We start from the raw sequence: 23,286 nt of genomic DNA, 5'->3' as shown, positions 1-23,286 counted from the left end.
CATCACCTTTTAAGATAAATATGTGATTTTTGATTTCATCGGTGTTCTTGGCTTAGCATTTGGAACTTCCTCCGGATATCCAATGCCAAATAGTCCAATCACATCGTAATCTTGCGGGACACCTAGAATTTCACGATTATGAGGTAAAGCACCTAAAGAAGCCCAATAGGCTCCAACTCCCACTTCATGTGCAGCTAATAAGAAGTTCTGTGCGAAACATGCGGCAGCCATAACATTCTCATCACGTTCAAACGCTGTTGCACCAGGTTTAGATAAGATAGCAAGAACGACAGGAGCGCTTCCAAAATTCGTCTTATGCTTTAATTTAGCTCTAGTCTCAGGCCCGATAAATAGGAGTTCCCAAGGTTCGTTCATACGATGGTTTGGAGCATAACTAGCTGCTTCCAGCCAATTCAATAAATCATCCTCATGAATCGAATCCGCCTTAAATTGCTTAATACTTCTACGGGTTTTTATAAGATCAATGGTTTTCATTTTTTTGATCATTCTCCTCTTTTTTAATTTCGCCAACAGTCTTATCTTCCGGCGTTACTTCATGAATCTGAAAAATATGGATAAACTCTTCAATGATCGCTTCCGTTGCCTTCAATTCACCGCTAATCACTTGCTTAATCGAATCCAGCTCCGGTGTTTGCAGCTGCCGCTGTAAAGTGGCTCGATTCACATTCAGCTTTTCCAAAAATGCTAGAGCTCTGCCGCGACGAAAAGTTTGAGCACTTTTTGGGGGACCATCCATAGAATCCATCCCATGTCTGCTCATATGCTCGCGATCTCTATGCTCTCCACGGTCTTTGTGATCCCCATGTTCTCTATGACCGCGTTTTCCGAAATGTCCATCACGCATATTTACTCCTCCTTTACTTTGTATACATATGTATACGTTTCGTTTATGTATACAAATGTATACGTCCGATAGTTTTCTGTCAAGTTATCTTTTTCATTAGCAAGATCCACAAAGAAAAAACCGCACAGAGTGCGGTCAGCTTGGAGAGATGCTATTCATTTTACTGACCAAGATTTTTTGCTATATCTCAACTATTGATTAACCTTCTTTAATCTTTGCGGCTCCTTAGGATCTAGTTGCTTCCAATATGATGCATCTCTGTCTGTGAAAATATAATCCGTATCTGGTTCATTAGCAAATCTAACATATACAGGGAACTTCGGCATTGAGCTCAGTTTAGCTTTAATACTCAGTAAATCAGATTCAGAGTATCCTTCAACAGTGATCAAATATTCTCTTAAGTTTTTCTCAAGTGAATTATATTTAAACTGAAGTGCTGCGTACATTCCTAGAACGAGCAGAGTAATAATTACAACGGAGATAGCTACAAACTTTCTAATTCTAGAAGCACCTCCTGTAGTAAGTCTATTTTAGGAACAATCATTTTCTGTGTTAATGTGAATTGATTAATGTAGAGACGAATTAATGTTATAAAGATCGAGCAAGACGAAATCCAAGATCATCCACACTAAATGTGGGATGGCTGCGACGACGACAGGTTGCTCCACAGCCCCTAGCGTCTTCAGCCCAGCTGCCTCCTCGAAAAATCCGATAGGAGCCGTACACTTGTTCATCATATAAATCCCAGCACCACTCCCAAACATTCCCTAACATATCATAAAGCCCCCATGCGTTCGGTTCTTTCGTACCTACTACATGGAGCTCACCATCTGAATTTTCATTGTACCAAGCTATCTTATCTAACTCGCCATATTGATAGCCAGTAGTTTCTGCTTTACATGCATATTGCCACTCTGCTTCTGTTGGAAGTCGATACCCATTGGATTCCCTATCCCAAATAATATGTTCTCCATCATCGCTGATAACATAAGCTTTTTTCAATCCGGACTTCTGAGAAAGCAGATTACAGAAAGAAATAGCATCATTCCAAGATACATTCACGACAGGTTTATGATTTTCGACGGATGACTTCGTTGTTTTATTAGTAATAGCATTGTATAGATCCACCGTTACAGGATTCGGTGCAAGAAGAAATGGTTTTATTTCAGTCTTCCATTTAGTTTTTATTCGATCGTCTCTTAATTCTATTGCTCCCCCTAGAATTTTAACCATTGGATTGTTCAAGTAGCGTTCAATTTCGTTTGACACTTTATCTCCTCCCATCTTTTTATCAAAATCCAACTCATGAAGATGTATGAATTCAAATAATACTAATCAAGTATTGACAGGGTATAAAGATTAGAACTATAATCTAAACAATTCCTAGAAAAATACTATGAATTACATAATGTTCAAAATATCTAATTATATTCAGGTTGTCCAGAAGAAGGAGTGTAGACAAATGCCAAATGTTCAAACTTTCAAAGCAACTGCCCATTTACAAGATGGGGTTAAAGTCATTACAAAAGCAAGACAATTCGAGCTCGTCATCGATGAACCACAAAATCTTGGGGGTACGGATACAGGAATGAATCCTGTTGAAGCTTTGCTTGCTTCTTTAGGGGCCTGCCAATCTATTGTGGCTCGAGTTTATGCTTCCAAATTTGAGGTAGAGCTTGAAGATTTCAGAGTAGATGTTGAAGGTGATCTGGACCTCGATGGATTTTTCAACCGTTCTGAAGTCCGTCCCGGCTATTCCGATATTCGATATACATTCTACATAAAGACCCTATCCCCTGCCGAGAAGGTCGAAGCATTCGTACAATTTTTAGAAAGCAAATGCCCTGTGGGTGACACGATTGCCGCACCGGTAAATCTCAAGCTGAACCGTATCGTGATTGAAAATTAACCGATTGATTAGCTAAATAGTATCAAGGGCTGAGAGGTTGCATCAAGCAACTTTACAGTCCTTTTTCATTTCAACCTCTCATCCATCATATAATACTAAAAATGAAGGACCTCGGAGGTACCTAAGGAATGAATCCTATACTGAGCACAGTAGATAATGAGATCGAGCGTTTAACGGCATTCCTGATTGATCAACAGCAGCAAGATGGATCTTGGCATTTTTGTTTTGAGAATGGAATCGTTATCGATGCCTATGTCATCATTCTCTTTCGTATTTTGAACGTACAGAATGAAGCCCTGATTCGACAGCTACATGATCGCATTCTTGCTGAGCAGCAATCCGCTGGATTCTGGCAATTGTATAGAGATGAAAAAGATGGTAACTTATCCACCTCGGTTGAAGCCTACTACGCCCTTCTCTATTCTGGGTACAGTAAGGTGACAGATGAGCCGATATTGCGCGCAAAGCATTATATTCAATCCAAAGGAGGAATTGGAAAAGTAACCAGCATCCTAACCAGAGTCATTCTCGCAGCTACTGGTCAGAGCAAATGGCCTTTATCGATCTCTTCGATTCCCCTAGAAGTTCTGTTGTTCCCGTCTTATTTTCCTATTAACTATTTTGAGTTCTCTGGCTACTCAAGAGTGCATCTCACGCTTATGCTTATTATGGCCGATCGACGTTTCTCGATCTCAACAGCGAATGCTCCTGATCTATCTGATCTCATAGACACACGCATTGAAGATGCTGAACCCGCTTCCCGTGGATATCATGAGCTGCAGGACGTTATTCAAACTGGCCTAAGCAGACTTCTTGGAAGCCCTCGCTACATTCACGAAGTTGCCCGAACCAAAGCAGAACAGTTTATTCTCCGGCGGATTGAATCCGACGGGACTCTATACAGTTACGCAACTAGTACAATTCTTATGGTCTATGCCCTTCTGGCTCTGGACTATGACCAGCAGCATCCTCTGATTACGAATGCCATAAATGGGCTTACCGCGATGCAATGCCGTTCTGAAAGTAAAACAACAATTCAAAACTCTCCGTCTACGATATGGGACACGGCTCTAATCGCTTATGCTTTACAGGAGGCACAAATTCCCGATCATCATCTCGCGATTCAACGTGCTACTTCGTATCTGCTGACCAGACAACAGCATAAAACTGCTGATTGGAGTATTCATAATCCGGATACGACTCCGGGGGGATGGGGTTTCTCAGAATCTAATACGATTAATCCGGATGTGGATGATACGACCGCTGCTTTACGAGCCATTCGAAGTTTATCAATAACTCAGCCATCCTATCTAGAGTCATGGAATCGTGGACTGAACTGGGTCCTATCGATGCAGAATAAAGACGGTGGCTGGCCAGCTTTTGAAAAAAACACCAATAAAGAAATGCTCACTTGGCTCGCAATCGATGGGGCTAAATCTGCTGCTATTGATCCCTCGGAGGCAGATCTAACCGGGCGCACCTTGGAGTATCTCGGGAACTTTGCCGACCTTGATACGCGAAACGAATTCATCGGGCGAGGTGTGAAATGGCTGATTCAGCATCAGGAGAAGGATGGCTCATGGTACGGAAGATGGGGCGTTTGTTACATCTATGGGACTTGGGCTGCCTTAACAGGATTGCAGGCCGTGGGCCTGCCACTGGAACATGAAACATTGCAAAAAGGAGCGAATTGGCTCCTAAGCATACAGAACTCGGATGGGGGTTGGGGGGAATCTTGTCATAGTGATCGGCTATTGAAGTATGTACCATTAGGCGAAAGTACGCCTTCCCAAACCGCATGGGCGCTTGACGCAATCATCACCATTCAGCCGAAATCAACAGCAGCGGTGGAAAAAGGGATTGAAAGATTAATCATGTCTATTCATGAAGAGGATTGGAAAACTTCTTATCCAACTGGTGCTGGTCTCCCCGGTAATTTCTATTCCAATTATCATAGTTATCGCTATATCTGGCCGTTACTCACACTGAGTCATTTTAGAAAAAAATACGGTCAAAGATAATACTCGGTAATAACTAGCGTAGTCCTGTTTCACTTCTAAAGTGTCTCATAAAAGCTAGATCGCGACTTTATGTAGTCCTCTTTTGGATCTAGCTCCCCTTTCCAATAGCCCGCTCCTGTATGTATTCATCAGTTCAAACAAAATTCGTAAAAAACATCAGAGCAGCGATCATCCGCTATTGGAGAATCGTTGCTCTGATGTTATGAACCGGGGGTTGAATACTTTTGTCCGTTACCTTCATCCGCCTTCATACTGTTACACAGAGGGTTGCATTACTCAATTTACTTTTTGGAGCACGACACCGAAATATCCCCTTTCAAGAAACAGGCGTAATCGTCGGCGGTTTCGGTGACCGTTCCCAAGCATGAGTTACCTGCAATGTTGCAGCATAGGTGATCAATGAAACGATTAGCGTTCCGGACAGTTCAATGATCTGCCCCAGGTCCATTCGTTGCAGAATACCATGAGCCGTCATCCCGCAAATTGTCATGATAATTCCTCCCGCACCCACCTTGAATACAATGCGAAAGTCAAAATAAAATCCGATCGTTCCTGCCACAGACATAAAATTCAGCAGCGTCAGCAGCAAAAGCCCCAGTCCGAACCCTATAGCAACCCCTTCGATGCCAATATTAGAACCGAGAACAAAGATCGCAATCACTTCAAAGATATTCGTAAGAATATGGTTCCACATGACGGTTGATGCTTTCCCCAAACCAAGCAGAATCGCTTGCAGTGGTGCTCCAAAATAATAAAGGAAAAATAAGGGGGCAATCAACCTTAGCAGCTCGCCCGCTTCTGGCGAATGATAGATCAAAGTAGTTAATGGTACAGCCCATAAGTACAGGATGATTGTACATGGAAGACCAACAATAAGCGCGGATCGCATAGCCATATCCATCCGACTATGCATAAGCTTGCTATTATTGCTCACACTTGCTTCGCTGATCGCCGGAATTAATGCAGTGGACAACGATTGTGTGAAGAAGCTGGGGAGAAACAACATGGGGAGAGCATATCCCGCTAAAAGTCCGAATTGCTTAGTCGCCATCTCAACCCCCACACCAAACAGGACTAGACTTTTCGTAATCAGCAATGGGAGAAACGCATGATAGAGAGAATGAATAAAACCGCTGCCTGTCATCGGTAAGCCGATGCGCAGCAGATCTCTCAACGTACTGTCTCCTTTGGGTGAAAAACTAGAATTAGGCGGTGAGGTGGGTTTGATCTTCCCTCGATTTGCCCATTTGAAGACAGCAAACAAATAGAGCAAACCAAAACCTTCGCCGATCACGGAAGCCGCCATAGCGCCCGCAGCTGCATAAGCAATCCCATAAGGCAGCAAAACGTTGACAACACCGATAATGACAATGATTTGCGCCAAATTCTCAATAATATCGGAAAAGGCCAGTGGGTTCATGTTCTGTTTTCCACGAAAATAACCTTTCAGTACAGCTGACATCGCAATAATTGGAATGATCGGCGTAATAGCGACCATAGCATAATACGCCCGCTGATCGGCTAAAAAAACCGACGCTATCCATTTGGAGCCAAATAGAGCCACTAAAGTTAGTATAATACTCAACGTACCCGTAATACTTAAAGATACTTTGAGAATTCGCTTTACTCGCGCTTCATCCTGCTTAACCTCAGCTTCTGAGACAAGCTTTGAAATCGCAACAGGAAGTCCCAGCTCTGTCAATGTAATAAACAAGGGAAGCAGTGGATGAGCAATCATAAGAAGCCCTACCCCCTCGGCTCCTAAGAAACGTGCCAACAATACGCCATTCAAAAATCCAAGCCCTTTTGTAAAAAATGATGACACGGTTAAAATGAACGTGCCACGAATAAAGCTTTGTTTACGCATCCCCATTTCTACGCATCTCCACCTATGGTTTGTCCTGGTCCTACTTTCTAACTTATTCGAACAAACACAAGTACATGCAGACAAGTATTTGTAAAGTATATAATCTGCAAAAAGCCCGACACACCATAGTTGGTGTACCGGGCAATTTCCTCATATTTTAGTATCCAATAAAGGACTCGAAATCACCCCTACATACTCATGTGGAGCAGTGGAAATGAAATATATGAACCCCCGCAACAATAAGTACAACAAAAAAAACCGCGAAAAATATCGCGGTTTTTAGAAATGGCAAATATTCTAACATTAACGCATGACACCTAGTCGATTTTATTGAATTCAATCCAATCGATCTGCAAGCCTGGTTTGATGAACTCCAATTTCATATCATAAAGACCTGCTTCGAGTTCAACTTTCACAAGCTTTTGTCTGATCCACTGACCTTCAGTACCATTAGTTTGAATGGTTGTCATCAATTGATCATTCACTGATACATTGCACGCACTTTGAGCCAGCTCAGGTTCCGTTGACATGATATGCACCAGGATACGGTACTGACCAGCCTGCTCCACTTTAAAGCTAGTCGATCCTTCTACGACAGGTTTAACCTGTGGATTCTGTGATAAGGATTGAGCTTGTTCTTCAGTAAGTGAAGGATTAGCTTTAAAGAACTCTACAGTTTCTACAATTTCCTGTTTTCTCGAGAATACAGGTGCATTCATGATAAAATCACAAATGTTTATGGCAGAACGTTGGAGCTCTCCACGGGTTAACGTGCCATTTTCCAACGACTCAATGGTGTTATCATTCCATCCGTTAATTTCTGAACCATAGTTAGGTACAACCATATAGAGGTCGTTTTGTGCACGAACCATCCAATTTGTAAATTTCCGATCTGCTGGTCCACCATTAACTACATCATTCATGATCGCCCACCAGTCAGTCATTACAATGCCTTTAAAGCCCCACTCTCCACGAAGAATCGTGGTGTTCAAATCATAATTCGAAGCCGCCCAGTGTCCATTAACTGGATTGTAGGAGGTCATTATAGAATTCGAACCGCCCTGCTTCACGGAGATTTCAAAACCTTTCAAATAAATCTCACGAAGTGCACGTTCAGACACCACGGCGTTTACTTTACTACGATGTTTCTCCTGATTGTTACAAGCGAAATGCTTCATCGTAGCGGTTGAGCCGCCTTTCAAGATACCGCGAGTACACGCAGCAGCAAACACCCCAGAGATCAAAGGATCTTCTGAAAAATACTCAAAGTTACGTCCATTAAGCGGACTGCGTCGGATATTAAGGCCAGGTCCAAGCAAGGAATCCACGTTATTTCTTAACAACTCTTGCCCTTCCATAACATAAAGCTCTTCTACCAAATCCGCATTCCAAGTAGCTGCAAGAAGCGTTCCGATAGCAACTTGAGTCGCCTTTGCTCCGCTGTCCATACGAATCCCTGAAGGACCATCAGCTGTACAAGCCACTGGAATTCCGAGATTAAATAAACTGTCACTTACGCCTCCAAATGCAGAAGCTGTGCCCGGTGTAACTAAAGGACTGCTCATCCCTTCACCACGTACAATTGCAGCCAAATCCTCATCACTGAGCTGTGCAATGAAAGCTTCCATGCTAACCTTCTGTTCATATACGTCTCTTAATTTATATCCTTTATTACCTGTTTGTGAGATCGTCTCTGGAAGATTAGTTTCAATTCGCTCAGCCAACGAAATTTTACGTTTAGGAACTTCAACATAAACAATCTCGTACGAACCGTCCGCCTTCTGAGCACCTGGCATCATTCTCGTAAAGCTTTCTGTAGGCGCGAGCGCTTCTTGCAATTGCTCCACATCTTGAAGAGCTTCAACGACATAGCCTTCATTACCCTCAACACCGACTGCCACCACTTGTTTAACACTAGTTCCCACATACAAGCGGTACGTTCCTTCTTCGAGAACATAGGCAGAAGCATGTCCTGTTACGCCTGCGTCATCATAAGAAGCCATAGAATGAGCTGAGAAACTCACGGTAAGGCGCTGTGCTTCACCCGGTTCAAGAACTTTCGTCTTACCGAATGACACCAGAGCTTTAGCTGGTTTACCAAGCTTACCTTGCGGAGCTTCATAATAGACCTGAACAACCTCTTTACCAGCAAAGGAAGTTCCTGTATTGGTAACGGTTACGCCGATTTCAATGAAAGACTCGCCTTCTTTGGTAATCAACTTGGCTTCTTCTGGCTCGATACTAAAAGTTGTATAAGATAAACCATAACCAAATTCAAATTGAACCTTATCTGGGCAAAATGTCTCGAAATAACGATATCCTACATAGATATCTTCCTGATACAAGTTCGTAAATTCATTGCCGTAATTCTGTGTTGATGGGTAATCATTGATGGAATAAGCGATTGTATCCGTCAGTTTACCACTTGGAGTTACCTCTCCAGACAGCACATCTGCAATCGCATTTCCGCCTTCCATACCACCCTGCCATGAATAAATCACAGTTGAAATTGGATATTTATAGCTTTCATCGTTCATCCAGTTCATATCAATAATGTTGGAGACATTCAGGACAACGATTGTTTGCTCAAAATATGTAGTTACCTGCTTCAGCATTGCCTGTTCATCATTTGTCAATTGGTAGCTGCCCGGTGCATCAGCATTATCCTGATCTTCCCCTGCCGTGCGTCCAATTACAAGAATGGCTTTATTCGATTTGTTTCTAGCTTCGGAAACCAATTCATTGCTCAAAGACATTTCCTTCTGATGCCAAGGTTCTGCAGCCCATGCGCCTCCACCATTATCAAATGGATTCTGTTCAATCCACTTTTCATAGACAGCAGCCAGCTCTTCGTTAACTGTAAAGTTCTTCTTAGTGCGAAGACCATCCAATAAATTGGTCGTATAAGTAACATGGACACTACCGCCGGAACCTGTACCACTGCGATAATAATTCACTTGGGATCTGCCAAAAATCGCAACATTATCGCCTTCGCCAAGCGGAAGTACCTGATTATCATTCTTCACCAGCACCGCACCTTCAGCGGCTACTGTCCGGCTAAATTCTGCAAAACCTTCTAATGGAATTCCCACATTCTGTGTGCTCAACTTATTTCCTCCTGTTGTTCAATTCTATAGGTTGTTTCTTGAAATCTTCATTCCTTTAATAACATGCTAACAATGCATCTATATCATTATAGTACATTGGAAAACTGGAATATATATAATAATTAACTTTATTAATATAATAATTTTAGTTTGGACCCTTCACTAATTTAATTACGAATAGTTTTGCTGTTGGATGTAAGACCGAAGGAAGAATATGATGTGGCACATATTCCAGGGGCTATATCTATTCCTATTGAAGAATTAGAAGAGAAGCTTGCTTCCTTACCCTCAAATTATGATGTAGTCGCTTATTGTAGAGGACCTTGCTGTTTAATGTCCGTGGAGGCAGTCGAATTAAAAACAAAAGCAAGAACATTAAGAAGTGTTGCTAGTAAGGCCGAAAATCTAATGTCGACGAAAGTTAGTGATTCTACAAGTATTAGCAATCAGGCTGAATGGTTATAAAGTTACCTCGTTTCTCCAGAAAAACAACGCCAATTATATCGGAAAACACTAATTATTGTCATCATTTCGCAAATTTTTGGAGGAGCAGGTCTTGCTGCTGCACTATTTACACTAGGATCTGCTGGGGCAGCATTATTTGTAGGACATCTATCTCAAAGATTCGGAAGGCGTAGTGGTCTTGCTACTGGCTTCTTAATAGGCGGATTAGGAGCAATCGGAGTCGTAATTTCTGCTTTAACTAATAATATTCTACTTTTAATGTTCTCATTGCTTATCTATGGAGCAGGCACTGCAACTAATTTGCAGACATGTTAAGCGGGTACATATTGGGCGGCCCCCACTCAACGAGAAACAGCGATTAGCATCGCAATGGTTTCAACTACATTTGGTGCTGTTGCTGGGCCAAACTTAGTTATTGTAATGGGGAAGTTCGCTGAATCTATTTGTGTCCCGGCTCTTGCAGGACCGTTCATTCTAGCTGCTGCAGCATACATTGTCGCTGGTTTAATCCTTCTAGCTTTGCTTAGACCAGATCCGCTCGTTGTTGCAAAAGCTCTTGCACAGGCACAAAGCTCCACTCCAAGTCATTCTGATCATTCAACAGGAAATGCAGCTTCTATCAACAAAAAGGGCGTTATTATTGGAGCCACAGTAATCAGTAGATGTCTTGATCGCGTTGGCAGGAGCATCTGGTGGAGCTTTATCTGGTATGATTTTAGCAAATTCCAGTTACGCCCTTTTATCACTTGGTGGAGGCTTCGTTGCATTATTGCTTATTCCAGTCGTTATTTCGTCTCGAAATTTGAATAACAATAATAACAAAGGTTGACCTCAAGAAAGATGTGAGATCAACCTTTGAATTTTAATAGTAATTTATTTTAAAAAATAGCGTACATTTCAATCCACAAGTGGGTTAATCGTCATTTGTATAATACTAATTTCACCTTGACCGCCCTTGATTCTCAGCGTATTAATAGCACCCGGCAATACATTGACGGTAATATTCGTACGGCCACTAAATTGTTGAGCTCCACCAGTGGAGAGGGCATTAAGGAGCGAGTAATCCTTATCATTGACGTATAAATTCACTTTTGCCAGACGTTCACTCGTAGCATAATGAAGTTCAATGGAAGCTCTGCCTCCCTCTCCTCCCTCTATATTATTGAAAATAACGTAGGAACCCTCTGTTTGTAAGTGGCTCACCACCTGTTGACCTGATTCTATCGTCTGTATTTCTGCTCCTCCAAAAACCATACAATCCGCAGCCGGATATGTCTTAAGATAAGGATTGACTTCCGGTGTAGTTCCAATCGATGAGACGCCCTCTTTTGTCTGAATAACCGGCTTGATCGTACCGTCTTCGTTGAACTCTAGGTAATCGATACACACGCTACGCAGATTGCCTTCTCCAGAAATGGCCTGATTATGATAGAACAAATACCATTGGTCTTTGAACTCCACCACAGAACCATGAGTTGTTGAACAGCCTGTCGGCTCTAGAAAGATCCCTCTGTACATCCACGGACCAAGCGGATTCTCACTGGTTGCGTATCTCATTCGATTATTGTCTTCTAAGTTATCCGCATAGGTAAGGTAGTAAAGACCGTTTCTTTTGAATACCCAGGCTGCTTCATGAAAATCTTCTAGTCCCTCCATTTCAGTCATCCCGTTCTTCAGAGACAACATATCTTCATTCAATTCCCCGCCAAGACATGTACTCCCTCCGCCGTAATACATATAAGCGCGATCATCTTCGTCCACTAACACACATGGATCGATCAAAGCGAACCCGCCAAGCCCTGGGATATATCCCTGATCGGTAAAATCACTTGCTGGCTTCTTGCTTGTCGCTACCCCAATTTTCCACGAATCATTCCAATTCGAGTCACTCGGATGAGGATAATAGAAATAGTAGGTTCCATTCTTGTACGCACAGTCTGGAGCCCACATGAAACCGCCTTCAGGTCTGCCCCAAGCGACATCGTCCGAACTAAGAATTTCACCTTCATCCACCCAATTCACCATATCTTGAGAGGAAAATACGTGGTATCTGTCCATAAGATCACAGCCTCTGGCTGGATCCATATCATGGGAAGCGTAAATATAAATCTTACCATCACTCCAGACATGAGCTGATGGGTCAGCCGTATAGATGGATGTAATTACAGGATTCAAAGATGTTCTCTTTTTTGATTCGACAATTATATCTTGATTGTTGTAAGACATGATAAGACCTCCTGAAGTATGCTTTTTTGATAGGTTGCTATTCTACTTCTGTTTTGACCATGAGTATTTAGGTTGCCAAGACAGGAGCTTTTTCGCCAGAGCATTACTGACAATAGCCTCTCTATCTTGGAATGTCTTACGCAAGTCTCCTACTTCAGAGTAAAAGCTCCTCAGCAGTTCTTCTGTTGTTCGGTCACTTAATGTATCATCTCCAGTGATGTTCAGGTGGATGGCTCCATTAAGTTCAGCATGAAGAGCGGCAATACAAGCCGTCACTGCATCCCGAATATCAATATAACTCCATAAAATAGGTTTGAAGGTCTCTGGTTTTGCAATCGCAAGATGTCGATAATCTCCAGGACCAGTAATCATAGAGAAACGTAGGGATGTCACCTGCATACCGTTTCTCCGGTGAAACATTTCAGCAGTCAGCTCGTTGACGACTTTGGAGAGTCCATAACATTCTTGCGGGAGCTGTGGATGGTCTTCGTCTACCGGAAAATAATGCGGTGAAAAGGGTTGTGGAGCCCAAGCAAATCCGTAGGAAGACTCACTTGAGCCCATTATCACTTTACGAATACCCAAGAGAGAAGCCGCTTCTAGTACATGATAACCAGCCACTGTATTGTTCGCATAAATATAAGAATGTGGATAATGAATCGGAGCAGGTATTGCAGCTAAATGTATGATAGCATCTACGCCTTCAAGCGATCCCACCACTTGCCCGAAATCATTCAGATCGACTTTAATCTGCTTGCAATGAATTCGATCTGACAGATGATTATCTAACGACACAACATCATATTTCTGCTCTTGGAGCATCCCGATTACTTGAGAGCCAAGTTTGCCCCCACCACCAGTAACGGCAATAGTGTTCATTTCAATATACCTCCTTGATCTGCGTTTATTTTAGTACTGTAATCTAAGGGCGCACCAATGTTCCGTCTGCTTTGCGGTCCAGAGGATAAGGTCGGTGATATTGACTAGAACTCCATTGTTCTCTGAGAAGAGATTTAGCCTGCACTTCATCGATATCAATACCTAATCCCGGTTTGTCAGAGGGGTACAGGTACCCACCTTGTCTGACGATATGTCCTGGAAAAGCTTCTAATTCTTCCTGCTTGAAATGATTAATTTCCTGGATGCCGAAGTTCCAGAGTGCCATATCTAGATGAACTGCAGCTGCCTGGTTCACTGGATCATTTTCTCCTCCTTCTTGCCAAGCCGTGCGGACACCGTAGATTTCACCCAATGCGGCTATTTTACGACAGGCACTGATGCCCCCTGCCTTAGAAACTCGTACCCTAATAAAATCAATCAGTTTCTCCTGCATAAGCCCTGTCCATTCCTGCGGGTTCACAAATAACTCACCCACAGCCTGCGGTGTTGCGCTCTGTTGCCGAAGCTGGCGGTACCAACCAATCTGCTCTGGTGCTATTGCATCCTCTAAGTAGAAAAGACTGTAAGGCTCTAAGCGTTTAGAGAGTTGAATCGCATGTATAGGCGAGAGGTGCTCATGAACATCATGAGTGAACTGAACGCTGGATCCAAATTCCACACGAAGCTTCTCGAACATGTCAGGAATGGCATTCAGATAAGCATGCTCGTCAAATACAGGACCACTGCTCCAAGGATGGACAGGAAGCTTCGCTTCCTTCCCGCTGACAAACCCACCGCCGCCGTATCCTCCCATCTGGACACGAATCACTGTGTAACCTTCCTCAATGAATTTATAGACATCTTCCTTGAGCTCTGTGATATCATTGCCACCAGCATGGCCATAACAAGGGACCGCCGAACGGCAGGCACCTCCCAGAAGCTGATAGACTGGCAGGTTCGCTTCTTTACCTTTGATATCCCACAAGGCCATATCAATACCACCGATAGCCGTATTAAGAATCGCACCGTTTCTCCAATAACCACTCATATGCATAAGATGCCAGAGGTCTTCAATATTTGCCGGATCACGACCCTTTAGAAGTGGTGCAAGCAGTTGTTCAACGACTTGAACTACAGCCTCAGGATTATACAAATCTGATGCGGAACCAATCCCATACAATCTATCCTGATCCGTCGTTACTTTCACAATTGTCCAGCTTCCATCATGTCTGGTGCGGATGCATTCTACTCCTGTTATTTTTGCCATGATTTCACCATCCCCTTTTGTGTCGCTTTTATTTTAATGCAATCATCGACACATCCAAACGGGACGTTATTAAACTTTCCACCGCATTTCTATCCTCTTCCTGTTGATGGGATAGAATGGAACAAAAAACGTCCCAGACTGTCGTAAAACGACAACTTGGGACGCCTTTTTATTAATCAAAAACCCTTATGATAATCACTTCAAATTATAAATCCGATACAGTAGGTCTGTGGTCTCCGCACGTTTCAGCATGCCTTCTGAATTCAGATTGACGTCACTTCCATGCAGTAACTCCGCAGCTTATTTTTTGGCAGCAAGATAAGCGTCTATTTGTTTCTGAGTTTCAGTAATAATTTTATCAAGTCCGTTTTTCTTTTGAGTCTCCACATAATCGGCTACAGCTTTGTTAACATCTTTCACCATACCGTATTCAATCGGTCTGCTGATCTCATCGGTGGCTTGATCGCGTTTAGCTAATTCATTCTTCATAGCATCTTCAGCAATAAACAGACCGTCAATCGGGGAATTCACATTGTACGGCTGATTAGCAAAATCGGCTTCTTTCACCCAGAAATCTTTAGCATAAGTTGTTGTTGGACGCATGTATTGAGGTTTCCAGAACGCCCATTGTCCACCCCACTCCATATAATTACTCGTAGAAGACTGCATGCCTTCCGGATAATCCGCAGCTTCACCATTCAGGACATAGGTTTTGCCTTCGATACCGTATTGCAACAAATCATATAGCGTTTGGTCAGTCTCCACCATATCAAGGAAACGAAGTACCCGATCTGGATTCTTGGAGTTTACATTGATGGCTACAACATTAGCAAGTGCTGTACGGTTGACATACTTTTTGTCTGGATACATGAGCGACATCCCTTGTTTATAGGAAGCATCAGAGAAGCCTGGATCAGCATAAGCCCATTCATGTGATGTTACAGTAAAGAGCAATTTACCGTTTCTCCACTGATCTTCTGCGCCTTCTTTATCAATCATGGCATCTCTGTTGATCAGTTTGTCGTCATACCATTTCTTTGCCAAAAGAGAAGCTTCGAGGAAGAAAGGCTGTTGTTCAACAGATTGAATAGTAATTTTCGGATCACTCAGATAGAAGCCTAAACCATGGAAGTTGAGATCTACCCATTCATCGCGGATATAATACAAAGATAGTGGTGTAGTACGGGAAAGCTTCTCGTTCGGATAAGCTTTTTTCAGCTCACGAAGCAGATTGTCGACATCTTCAATCGTTTGAATAGAATCCGGAGCGATGTTAATGCCTGCTTTTTCAGCCAGATCTGAACGCCATCCTGCAAATTTACGTTCATTCATTTTCATTGTCCATGGAAGCCCTACGATTTGTCCGTTAACCGTTGCAGCTCCTAACGTTCCTTGTTCTACATATTTCTTCTCAAGATTAGGCGCATATTTCGGGAGCAGATCATTTAAGGCCATGTAGGAACCTTTTGCAGCCATTTGTTTATAGGAGAGCCAATCTCCATCAAAGTTCATATCCCAGTTATCCCCGGACGCAGCCATCACGAGCATTTTTTCCTTGAAGTCGCCAAATGGTATGAAATTTACGGAGAACTTAACGTTTAGGCCTTTGGATTTCACGTAATCACTAATTTTGGACCAAACCTCGTCCGTGGCCGCCTTTTTGTCCCCACCGAAATAGAATTTGAGTGTAACTTCATCTTCACTTTTCGCAGGCTCTGTGTTAGAACCGGTGTTGCCCTTGTTTTGATTCGTTTCATTGGACGAAGTATTTCCGCCACTCGAGCTACATGCGGACATAATCAGTCCTAGCAATAGCATTGCTATCAGGACGATCTGAAATCTACCCATGCGTTTGCGCATCCTAATCTCCCCTTTTACCTTTAATTTATACTATACGACTTAAGTCGACATAGTTAACCTTTAACCGCTCCAACCATAAGACCTTTAACGAAATAACGTTGCAGGAATGGATACAAGAAAATAATAGGTCCAATGGTTATAACTGTTAGCGCCATTTTGATAGACTCGGAAGGAATCTGAGCTGAAATCCGCTGCATCGCTGCCGCATTTCCAGAGTTCTTCAAGAAATCGACATTAGAGATCAATGTTCGCAGAAGGAGTTGCAGGGGTTGAAGCTCTTGCTTATCCACGAACATTAACCCGAGGAACCAGTCGTTCCAATACCCGAGAGCTACGAACAAGCCAACAGTCGCTAGAACTGGTAGAGCCAGTGGCATGATCAGCCTAGAATAGATTCTGAATTCACCTGCACCGTCCATTTTGGCCGACTCATGCAGATCCTCTGGAATAGAGAGCATAAAGTTTCGAATAAGAAACATATTGAAGGCATTCCCCAGCGATGGAAGAATAAGCGCCCATATCGTATCTTTCAAATGCAGGTATCTAACGATAACGATATACCAGGGAACCAATCCCCCACTGAAGAGCATGGTGATGATGACAAAGATAGAAAGAATATTCCTATATTTAAAAGAACGTCTTGCCATTACATAAGCGCCCATGCTCGTTAAGAAGAGCGACAAAATAGTTCCGACAACAGTGACGAATGTGCTGACTCCGTACGCTTCAAAGATTCGATTAGAGCCAAGAAGTAAAATACGATAGGAATCAAATGTTATCGTCTTCGGCCATATAGAATAGCCGTACTGCATAATATCTTTTTCCGTACTAAGCGAGCCTGAGATCACCATGAGGAACGGGAACAGGCAGGCCAGACTGAATAGGCCGATGACCAAAGCGATTAGGAACTGGCTGAAAGAGAATTTTCTTGCTGACATCGTGTGGGATGACCTCCTTAAAGTTAGATGAGCTTGGCTTTAGAATATCGCTGAGTCTTTGTCGATTTTGCGTGCCGCATAGTTACTCCCAAGGACTAGGAAGAAGGCAACAAAGGACTGTAGAAAGCCCGCAGCGGAAGCCATCCCAATATCACCAGATTTACGCAGGCTCCGATAGACAAAGGTGTCAATAACATCTGTGGTCGGAAAGAGTAGAGAAGCGTCACCTACCATGGCGTAGAACATCCCAAAATCAGCATTCATAATTCTACCTACTGCTAGTAGCGTCAGGATGATAATCGTTGGCCGAAGCATAGGAATACTGATATACCTGATTTGCTGCCATCTAGATGCTCCATCAATGGAAGCAGCTTCATAATAAGAACTGTCAATAGAGGTTAACGCGGCCAAATAGATAATTGTGCCATAGCCAGTGATTTTCCAGCGGGCAGCAATGGTTAAGATTGCCGGCCACAGCTCGGCCCTACTATAGAAGTCAATCGGTTGAAGATTTAGGTACTCCAGGAAGCGATTTATCGCTCCGTTCTCATAGTTCATCAGATTATAAGCGAATACACCTACAACAATCCATGAGATAAAGAACGGTAAAAAGGTCAAGGATTGCGTAATTCGTTTGAAATACTTATTGCGCATTTCATTCAATAGGAGAGCAAACCCAACTTCAAAAACGAGCCCTATTGCTATAAAGAGAGCATTTAATAGGATCGTGTTGCGGATGGCCCGGAATGCCACCGGAGAAGAGAATACATAGTCAAAGTTGCTGAACAGCGGGTCCATCCAATCACTTCCAAAAATCCCTTTGGAGAAATCAAAATTCTTGAAGGCGATTACAAGACCAGCCAGCGGTAGATAGTTAAAGAGCAAGAACAGTACCCCGACGGGTAAGAACATGAGCAGCAAGGTGCGATTTTTGTACAGTTCCTTGAACACTCCGTTTAGTTTCATATCGATTTCCCTTTCGCTGTTTGGATAAATTAATTGTAAAAGAGTGGATGTGCACTTACTATGAGTCAATCTTGCACTTTGTTGATTCATTTTTATCCTGATCACGAGATATCCAATTTCCTGTGTAAAAATAAAAGTAGCGATTCTCTTAGATGCGAGAATCGCTACTTTATAAGACTTTTAACGATTTGATTGAGTCAGGCCATTAATGGGCCTCACCTGTTTTGGACAATTCTTCGTCTACCTTCATAGGGTGTCGCAATAAAATACGGGTCCCTCCTTGTGCTCCGATCTGAATCTGTAGCTTATAGTCAGACCCAAAATACAGCTTCAGACGGTCGTTCACATTGCGCAAGCCCACACCTCTCCGAGTAGTTGTATACATTTCCTCCTCAGGATCTTCATAATCCAGCTCGTCAATGATACTTTGTGGAATGCCTTTTCCATTATCCGCAATCTCGATGATCATATCTTCCTTTTCACGTCTCGCAGACACAATGATCTTCCCCTTCTCGAAGTCAGTCCGTACACTATGTTGGATTGCATTTTCTACTAGAGGTTGTAGCAGCAGGCGAAGGAATGGAAAATCCAGCAAATCTTCATCTATGGAATATAAAATCCGGATTGTTTTGCCCATTCGGGCCTGTTCGATCAGCACATAAGCTTTAACTTGCTCAATCTCACGCCGCAGCGTGGTGATCTCCTTCCCTTGATTCAGACTGAGCCGAAGTAGATTTCCCAGTGCAGATACCATTTCACTAATGTCGCTGCGGCCATGGTTTTCTGCCTTCCACCGAATAGATTCAAGCGTATTATAGAGAAAATGTGGGTTGATCTGGTGGCTGAGCACCTGAAACTCCAGAGCCTTCTTCTTCCGCTCGGAACGCCAAGCTTCCTGGATCAAAACGTCAATCCGCTGGACAAGACTTCCGACGCCTCGATACAACCAGCCTACTTCATCTGTTCTTGGCGAAGTTAACGCTTCTGTCTGGAAATTGCCCTCCTCCATTCTCCGCATAAGCCTTACCAGACGTGCGATAGGCTGGGTGAAATACACCGTAATGTAAAAAACAACTGCAAAGCAGCAGACGAGATAAATAAACAGAAAGATGATTAGCAGACGTGTCATTTCATCACTTGTTCCAGTCAGTTCCTTCAATAACGTCAGACTGACAATCGCCCAAGGCTCACTGTCTAAGCTGACATAAGTAGTAAGATATTTGTGTCCATCAATCTTGATCGTTTGTGAACCCGCCGGATTTTTTTGAAGATGGGTAATGAACGAATTCGAAGGAAATCGTGTACCAGCCCATTCATTAGATGATGAGTCATAATAAATAGTACCGTCACGATTCATGAGTAGCAGCTTCTGATTCTTCAATTGCTCAGTGGGTGAGAAGTAACGCTTCAAATGATCCTCTGAAACTTCTGTAACGACCATACCTCGGGGCTTACGGTCATAGAGTCCTGAGAAACGCTTAATATATCCTAGCAGAGGGCGTCCATATTTGCCTTGCTGTGGCATAAATAACTCCCACATTGGACCTACAGTCCCTTGTGACCGCGTAAACCATTCCTCTGAAGTTATATTCGCCGCTTCTCCCAATGTATTCATATAAGAAGGATACAGCGAAGGATTTATTGGATATACTCGCACTCGGAAAGCATCGATTTGTGGAGTGGCCTGATAGAGCACGGTAAGTAGATTTACAGTAAAATCCTCTTCTTCAACAGGATTGGCGGGCGGATCAATCAGTAGATCTTGCACACGTTTATTGCCGATAAGAGTGTTGACCTGATCATTAAGTGTATTAAGATAAATCTCAAAATTTTTAGCTGCTTGCTGAAGGTAGCTCAGTGAGATCTTAGTGTTCGTATTCGTGATGCCTTCAATAGACTTAATATGCGCAAAGTAAGCAAAGATGAGAAAAGGCACAATAATAATCATAAAAAATACCAATATGATACGGTTCCTTAACGATGCGCCCAGACGCAGAGTGAAACGATTCATAACAATCCCCCCAATCCTTACATGTCGACAATAATCCCCGCAATAATTTGCGATCCACTCATTGTGGCAAAAAATGCATTTTATATAATTAGGCTGTAGCATTCATCATCTTATGGAAAAGAGGAATCGTATTGACTGGAGCTAGTAAAACCGTTGTACATGTCATCTCTCATACTCACTGGGATAGAGAATGGTATATGCCCTATGAAGCCCATCACGTTAAGCTTATCGAAACTATAAATTCTTTGATTGAGACGTTTGAATCCGACCCGGATTTTAAGAGCTTTTATCTAGATGGACAAACCATAGTAGTGGAAGATTATTTGCAGGTTTATCCTGAGAAGCGTGAAATCATCCAGAGATTATGCGATGCTGGCAAGCTCTCTCTTGGGCCGTGGTATATTCTTCAAGACGAATTTCTGACAAGCGGTGAAGCTAATGTTCGCAATCTGCAAATCGGACATCGTGATGCAAGGACATTCGGTCCCATCTCTAAGATCGGCTATTTCCCGGATTCTTTTGGCAATATGGGCCAAGCTGCACAGATTCTTCAGCAAGCTGGAATCGATACAGCCATCTTCGGCAGGGGTGTGAAAGCTACTGGTTTCAACAATCGCGTGGTAGATGCCTCTGATCAGGAATCTCCTTACTCTGAGCTGATCTGGCAATCTCCTGACGGCTCCAAAGTGCTCGGTATTCTCTTTGCGAATTGGTACAACAATGGCATGGAAATTCCTGTTGATCCAGATACTGCTAAAAGCTACTGGGACCATCGCCTTGCACGTACCAGACAATATGCTTCCACCCGACATTTACTGCTTATGAATGGATGTGATCACCAGCCCATCCAAACCGATCTTTCTGAAGCTTTACGTGTTGCGCGTGAATTATATCCAGACTGCGATTTCATTCATTCTAACTATGATGATTATGTAAAAGCCGTTAAAAATGAGCTTCCCGATGACCTAACCCTTACTACAGGGGAGCTGCGTGGGCAACATACAGACGGCTGGTACTCACTAGTAAATACTGCTTCAGCGAGGGTATACATCAAGCAGCTTAATCAACAGAACCAGACTCTTCTAGAAAAAATAGCTGAACCGCTAGCCGCTATTGCACATGGATTAGGCAAAGCTTATCCGCACGGTCTAATGCAATATGCCTGGAAGACGCTTATGCAGAACCATCCGCATGACAGTATTTGCGGCTGCAGTGTAGATGAAGTCTACCATGAGATGAAGACTCGGTTTGCAAAAAGCATGGAGGTCGGATCAGCCCTCATAACTGACAGCGCCAGATTCATTAGTGCTAAGGTCGATACCTCTATCTTCGCACAATTTGGAGAAGACGCCACTGCGTTCGTAGTTTATAATACTAGCGGCTATTCTAGCAGCAGCGTTGTGACCTGTGAAATTGAGTGGTCTCATCGTTTCTTCATTCAAAGTGAAGACCCAAGTGCCGTGTTCAAGCAAGTCTCTGACAGAACGCATGGCGAGGGCTACCTGGTCAATTCCCAAGGTGATCGATTAGACTGCACTGTTGAAGATCTGGGGGTACGCTTCGGTTACGAGCTGCCACACGATAGATTTAGACAGCCTTATATGGCGCATGCATTACGGCTAACCTTTGAGGCAAAATCGCTTCCTGCCCTAGGACTGGCAACTTTTGCTTGGATTCCCGCAATGGACACAGCGATATCGAAATCTTCAAGTGACACACTGATTACCGATGACTTCACTATGGAGAATGAATTTATTCGAGTCATAGTGGCACAAGACGGCAGCTTTTCTATGTTCGACAAAAGCAGCGATGAGTTGTACAGCGGTCTTGGTGTATACGAGGATGTCGGTGACATAGGTAATGAATACATTTTCAAACAACCCGAGGGTGATGTAGCCATAACTACTCGCGGTATCCCTGCTGAGATTCACCTAACGGAGAATACCCCTTACAGAGCTGCTTTTGAAATCAGACACACCTTAGAAGTTCCAGCCTCAGCAGATGAACAGTTACAGCAGGAAGTAGAAACCATGGTTGAGTTCCGTAAGCGAAAGTCGGTCCGGTCACAGCAGCTTGTCCAACTAAATATTGTGACTCGAATCAGTCTGGAGCGTGAAAGCCATGCATTGCAAGTTAATACTCGAATCGACAACACCGCCAAGGATCACCGTCTACGTGTTCTGCTGCCAACTGGCATTAAGACGGCGCTTCATTACGCAGATTCCGTCTTTGAAGTCGCTGAACGCGAAACCATACCTGCACCGGAATGGGAGAACCCAAGCAACTGTCAGCATATGCAGGCGTTCGTGGATGTACATGCCGATGGACGCGGCTTGACCGCAGCCAGTAAAGGTCTTAATGAGTACGAGGTGTTGCAGGATGATGAAGGTACAATCGCCCTAACACTCCTTCGTTCCATAGGAGAACTTGGCGACTGGGGCGTCTTTCATACCCCTGATGCTCAGTGCCTTGGCGTTAATGTAGCAGAGTGGAGCCTTATCCCACATGGCGGAGGTGACAACCGCTTCGCGGCCTACCGTGAAGCCTATCGTTATGCTGTTCCCGTCACCACTGCTCAGACCGGTATTCATGAAGGTACACTTCCTCCTGTGCACAGTTTTCTGGCATGGGATGGTAAAGAAATGGCTTTTTCCAGTTTAAAAATCAATGAAGATAATGGAGATTTAATGGCACGCTGGTACAATCTTGCTTACACGCCTTCTAATCTGAGTATTAATACCAGCGAAAACTCCCTTCTATACCACAGTAATATCATGGAAGAAATGACCTCCGAGGTTCAGACACAGCCGATTCCTGTATGTAAGGCTGGGATTGTAACTATAGGAATCACGCCACTATAAATACTTGCATAGATCCAGGGTGCCAGGTTCTTCCGAACCTGAGC

General features: G+C 43.3%; 15 protein-coding genes and 2 pseudogenes. 5 read left to right on the top strand and 12 right to left on the bottom strand.

Annotated features, from left to right (window positions below; translation table 11 throughout):
- Positions 1-9: 9 nt before the first annotated feature.
- The 3 genes from NSS87_RS14825 to NSS87_RS14815 form a co-directional block, all read right to left on the bottom strand.
- On the bottom strand, positions 10-495 hold the full coding sequence (locus tag NSS87_RS14825) for a nitroreductase (protein WP_076285740.1): 486 nt from the start codon (positions 493-495) through the stop codon (positions 10-12).
- Positions 482-865: a hypothetical protein gene (locus NSS87_RS14820; protein WP_339248126.1), complete on the bottom strand. Its 384-nt coding sequence runs from the start codon at positions 863-865 to the stop codon at positions 482-484. Before NSS87_RS14820 ends, NSS87_RS14825 begins: the two co-directional genes overlap by 14 nt.
- A 588-nt stretch (positions 866-1,453) precedes the next feature.
- On the bottom strand, positions 1,454-2,149 hold the full coding sequence (locus NSS87_RS14815) for an SUMF1/EgtB/PvdO family nonheme iron enzyme (RefSeq protein ID WP_339248123.1): 696 nt from the start codon (positions 2,147-2,149) through the stop codon (positions 1,454-1,456).
- Between the two features lie 178 nt (positions 2,150-2,327).
- On the opposite strand from NSS87_RS14815, the gene NSS87_RS14810 reads away from it, so the two are divergent.
- Together NSS87_RS14810 and shc are read left to right on the top strand one after the other, a co-directional pair.
- Positions 2,328-2,774, top strand: a complete 447-nt coding sequence (locus NSS87_RS14810; RefSeq protein ID WP_339248120.1) for an OsmC family protein — start codon at positions 2,328-2,330, stop codon at positions 2,772-2,774.
- Positions 2,775-2,902: 128 nt separating this feature from the next.
- A complete protein-coding gene (shc, locus tag NSS87_RS14805) occupies positions 2,903-4,795 on the top strand; it encodes a squalene--hopene cyclase (RefSeq protein ID WP_339248117.1) in 1,893 nt (630 codons plus the stop codon).
- Between the two features lie 316 nt (positions 4,796-5,111).
- Here shc and spoVB read toward each other — a convergent pair whose 3' ends face one another.
- Together spoVB and NSS87_RS14795 are read right to left on the bottom strand one after the other, a co-directional pair.
- Positions 5,112-6,668 carry a stage V sporulation protein B gene (gene spoVB / locus NSS87_RS14800; RefSeq protein WP_042188132.1) on the bottom strand — a complete coding sequence of 519 codons (1,557 nt, stop codon included), beginning with the start codon at positions 6,666-6,668 and terminating at the stop codon, positions 5,112-5,114.
- A 311-nt stretch (positions 6,669-6,979) separates the two neighbouring features.
- Positions 6,980-9,769 (bottom strand): glycoside hydrolase family 3 C-terminal domain-containing protein, encoded by a 2,790-nt coding sequence (locus NSS87_RS14795; RefSeq protein ID WP_339248115.1) that lies wholly within the window; start codon positions 9,767-9,769, stop codon positions 6,980-6,982.
- Between the two features lie 180 nt (positions 9,770-9,949).
- On the opposite strand from NSS87_RS14795, the pseudogene NSS87_RS14790 reads away from it, so the two are divergent.
- Positions 9,950-10,126, top strand: a pseudogene (locus NSS87_RS14790) (rhodanese-like domain-containing protein); the annotation flags it as partial.
- Positions 10,127-10,177: 51 nt separating this feature from the next.
- Positions 10,178-11,063 (top strand): annotated as a pseudogene (locus NSS87_RS14785) (MFS transporter).
- 68 nt (positions 11,064-11,131) lie between these two features.
- Here the strand turns inward: NSS87_RS14785 and NSS87_RS14780 are convergent.
- The 7 genes from NSS87_RS14780 to NSS87_RS14750 form a co-directional block, all read right to left on the bottom strand.
- Positions 11,132-12,460 (bottom strand): family 43 glycosylhydrolase, encoded by a 1,329-nt coding sequence (locus tag NSS87_RS14780; RefSeq protein ID WP_339248112.1) that lies wholly within the window; start codon positions 12,458-12,460, stop codon positions 11,132-11,134.
- Between the two features lie 42 nt (positions 12,461-12,502).
- On the bottom strand, positions 12,503-13,339 hold the full coding sequence (locus tag NSS87_RS14775; RefSeq protein WP_339248108.1) for an NAD(P)-dependent oxidoreductase: 837 nt from the start codon (positions 13,337-13,339) through the stop codon (positions 12,503-12,505).
- Positions 13,340-13,382: 43 nt separating this feature from the next.
- Positions 13,383-14,606: an enolase C-terminal domain-like protein gene (locus NSS87_RS14770; protein WP_339248106.1), complete on the bottom strand. Its 1,224-nt coding sequence runs from the start codon at positions 14,604-14,606 to the stop codon at positions 13,383-13,385.
- 300 nt (positions 14,607-14,906) lie between these two features.
- A complete protein-coding gene (locus NSS87_RS14765) occupies positions 14,907-16,466 on the bottom strand; it encodes an extracellular solute-binding protein (RefSeq protein WP_339248104.1) in 1,560 nt (519 codons plus the stop codon).
- Between the two features lie 53 nt (positions 16,467-16,519).
- Complete coding sequence (locus tag NSS87_RS14760) at positions 16,520-17,404, bottom strand: carbohydrate ABC transporter permease (RefSeq protein ID WP_042188123.1); 885 nt, start codon at positions 17,402-17,404, stop codon at positions 16,520-16,522.
- Between the two features lie 39 nt (positions 17,405-17,443).
- On the bottom strand, positions 17,444-18,370 hold the full coding sequence (locus NSS87_RS14755) for an ABC transporter permease subunit (RefSeq protein ID WP_042188121.1): 927 nt from the start codon (positions 18,368-18,370) through the stop codon (positions 17,444-17,446).
- A 205-nt stretch (positions 18,371-18,575) separates the two neighbouring features.
- A complete protein-coding gene (locus NSS87_RS14750; protein ID WP_339248102.1) occupies positions 18,576-20,381 on the bottom strand; it encodes a sensor histidine kinase in 1,806 nt (601 codons plus the stop codon).
- A 131-nt stretch (positions 20,382-20,512) separates the two neighbouring features.
- Here NSS87_RS14750 and NSS87_RS14745 point away from each other — a divergent pair, with 131 nt between their 5' ends.
- Positions 20,513-23,242: an alpha-mannosidase gene (locus tag NSS87_RS14745; protein WP_339248100.1), complete on the top strand. Its 2,730-nt coding sequence runs from the start codon at positions 20,513-20,515 to the stop codon at positions 23,240-23,242.
- Positions 23,243-23,286 lie beyond the last annotated feature (44 nt).

This window comes from Paenibacillus sp. FSL F4-0243, assembly GCF_037963295.1.
Taxonomy (GTDB): domain Bacteria; phylum Bacillota; class Bacilli; order Paenibacillales; family Paenibacillaceae; genus Paenibacillus_AQ.
This window is presented reverse-complemented; position numbering and strand designations above follow the sequence as displayed.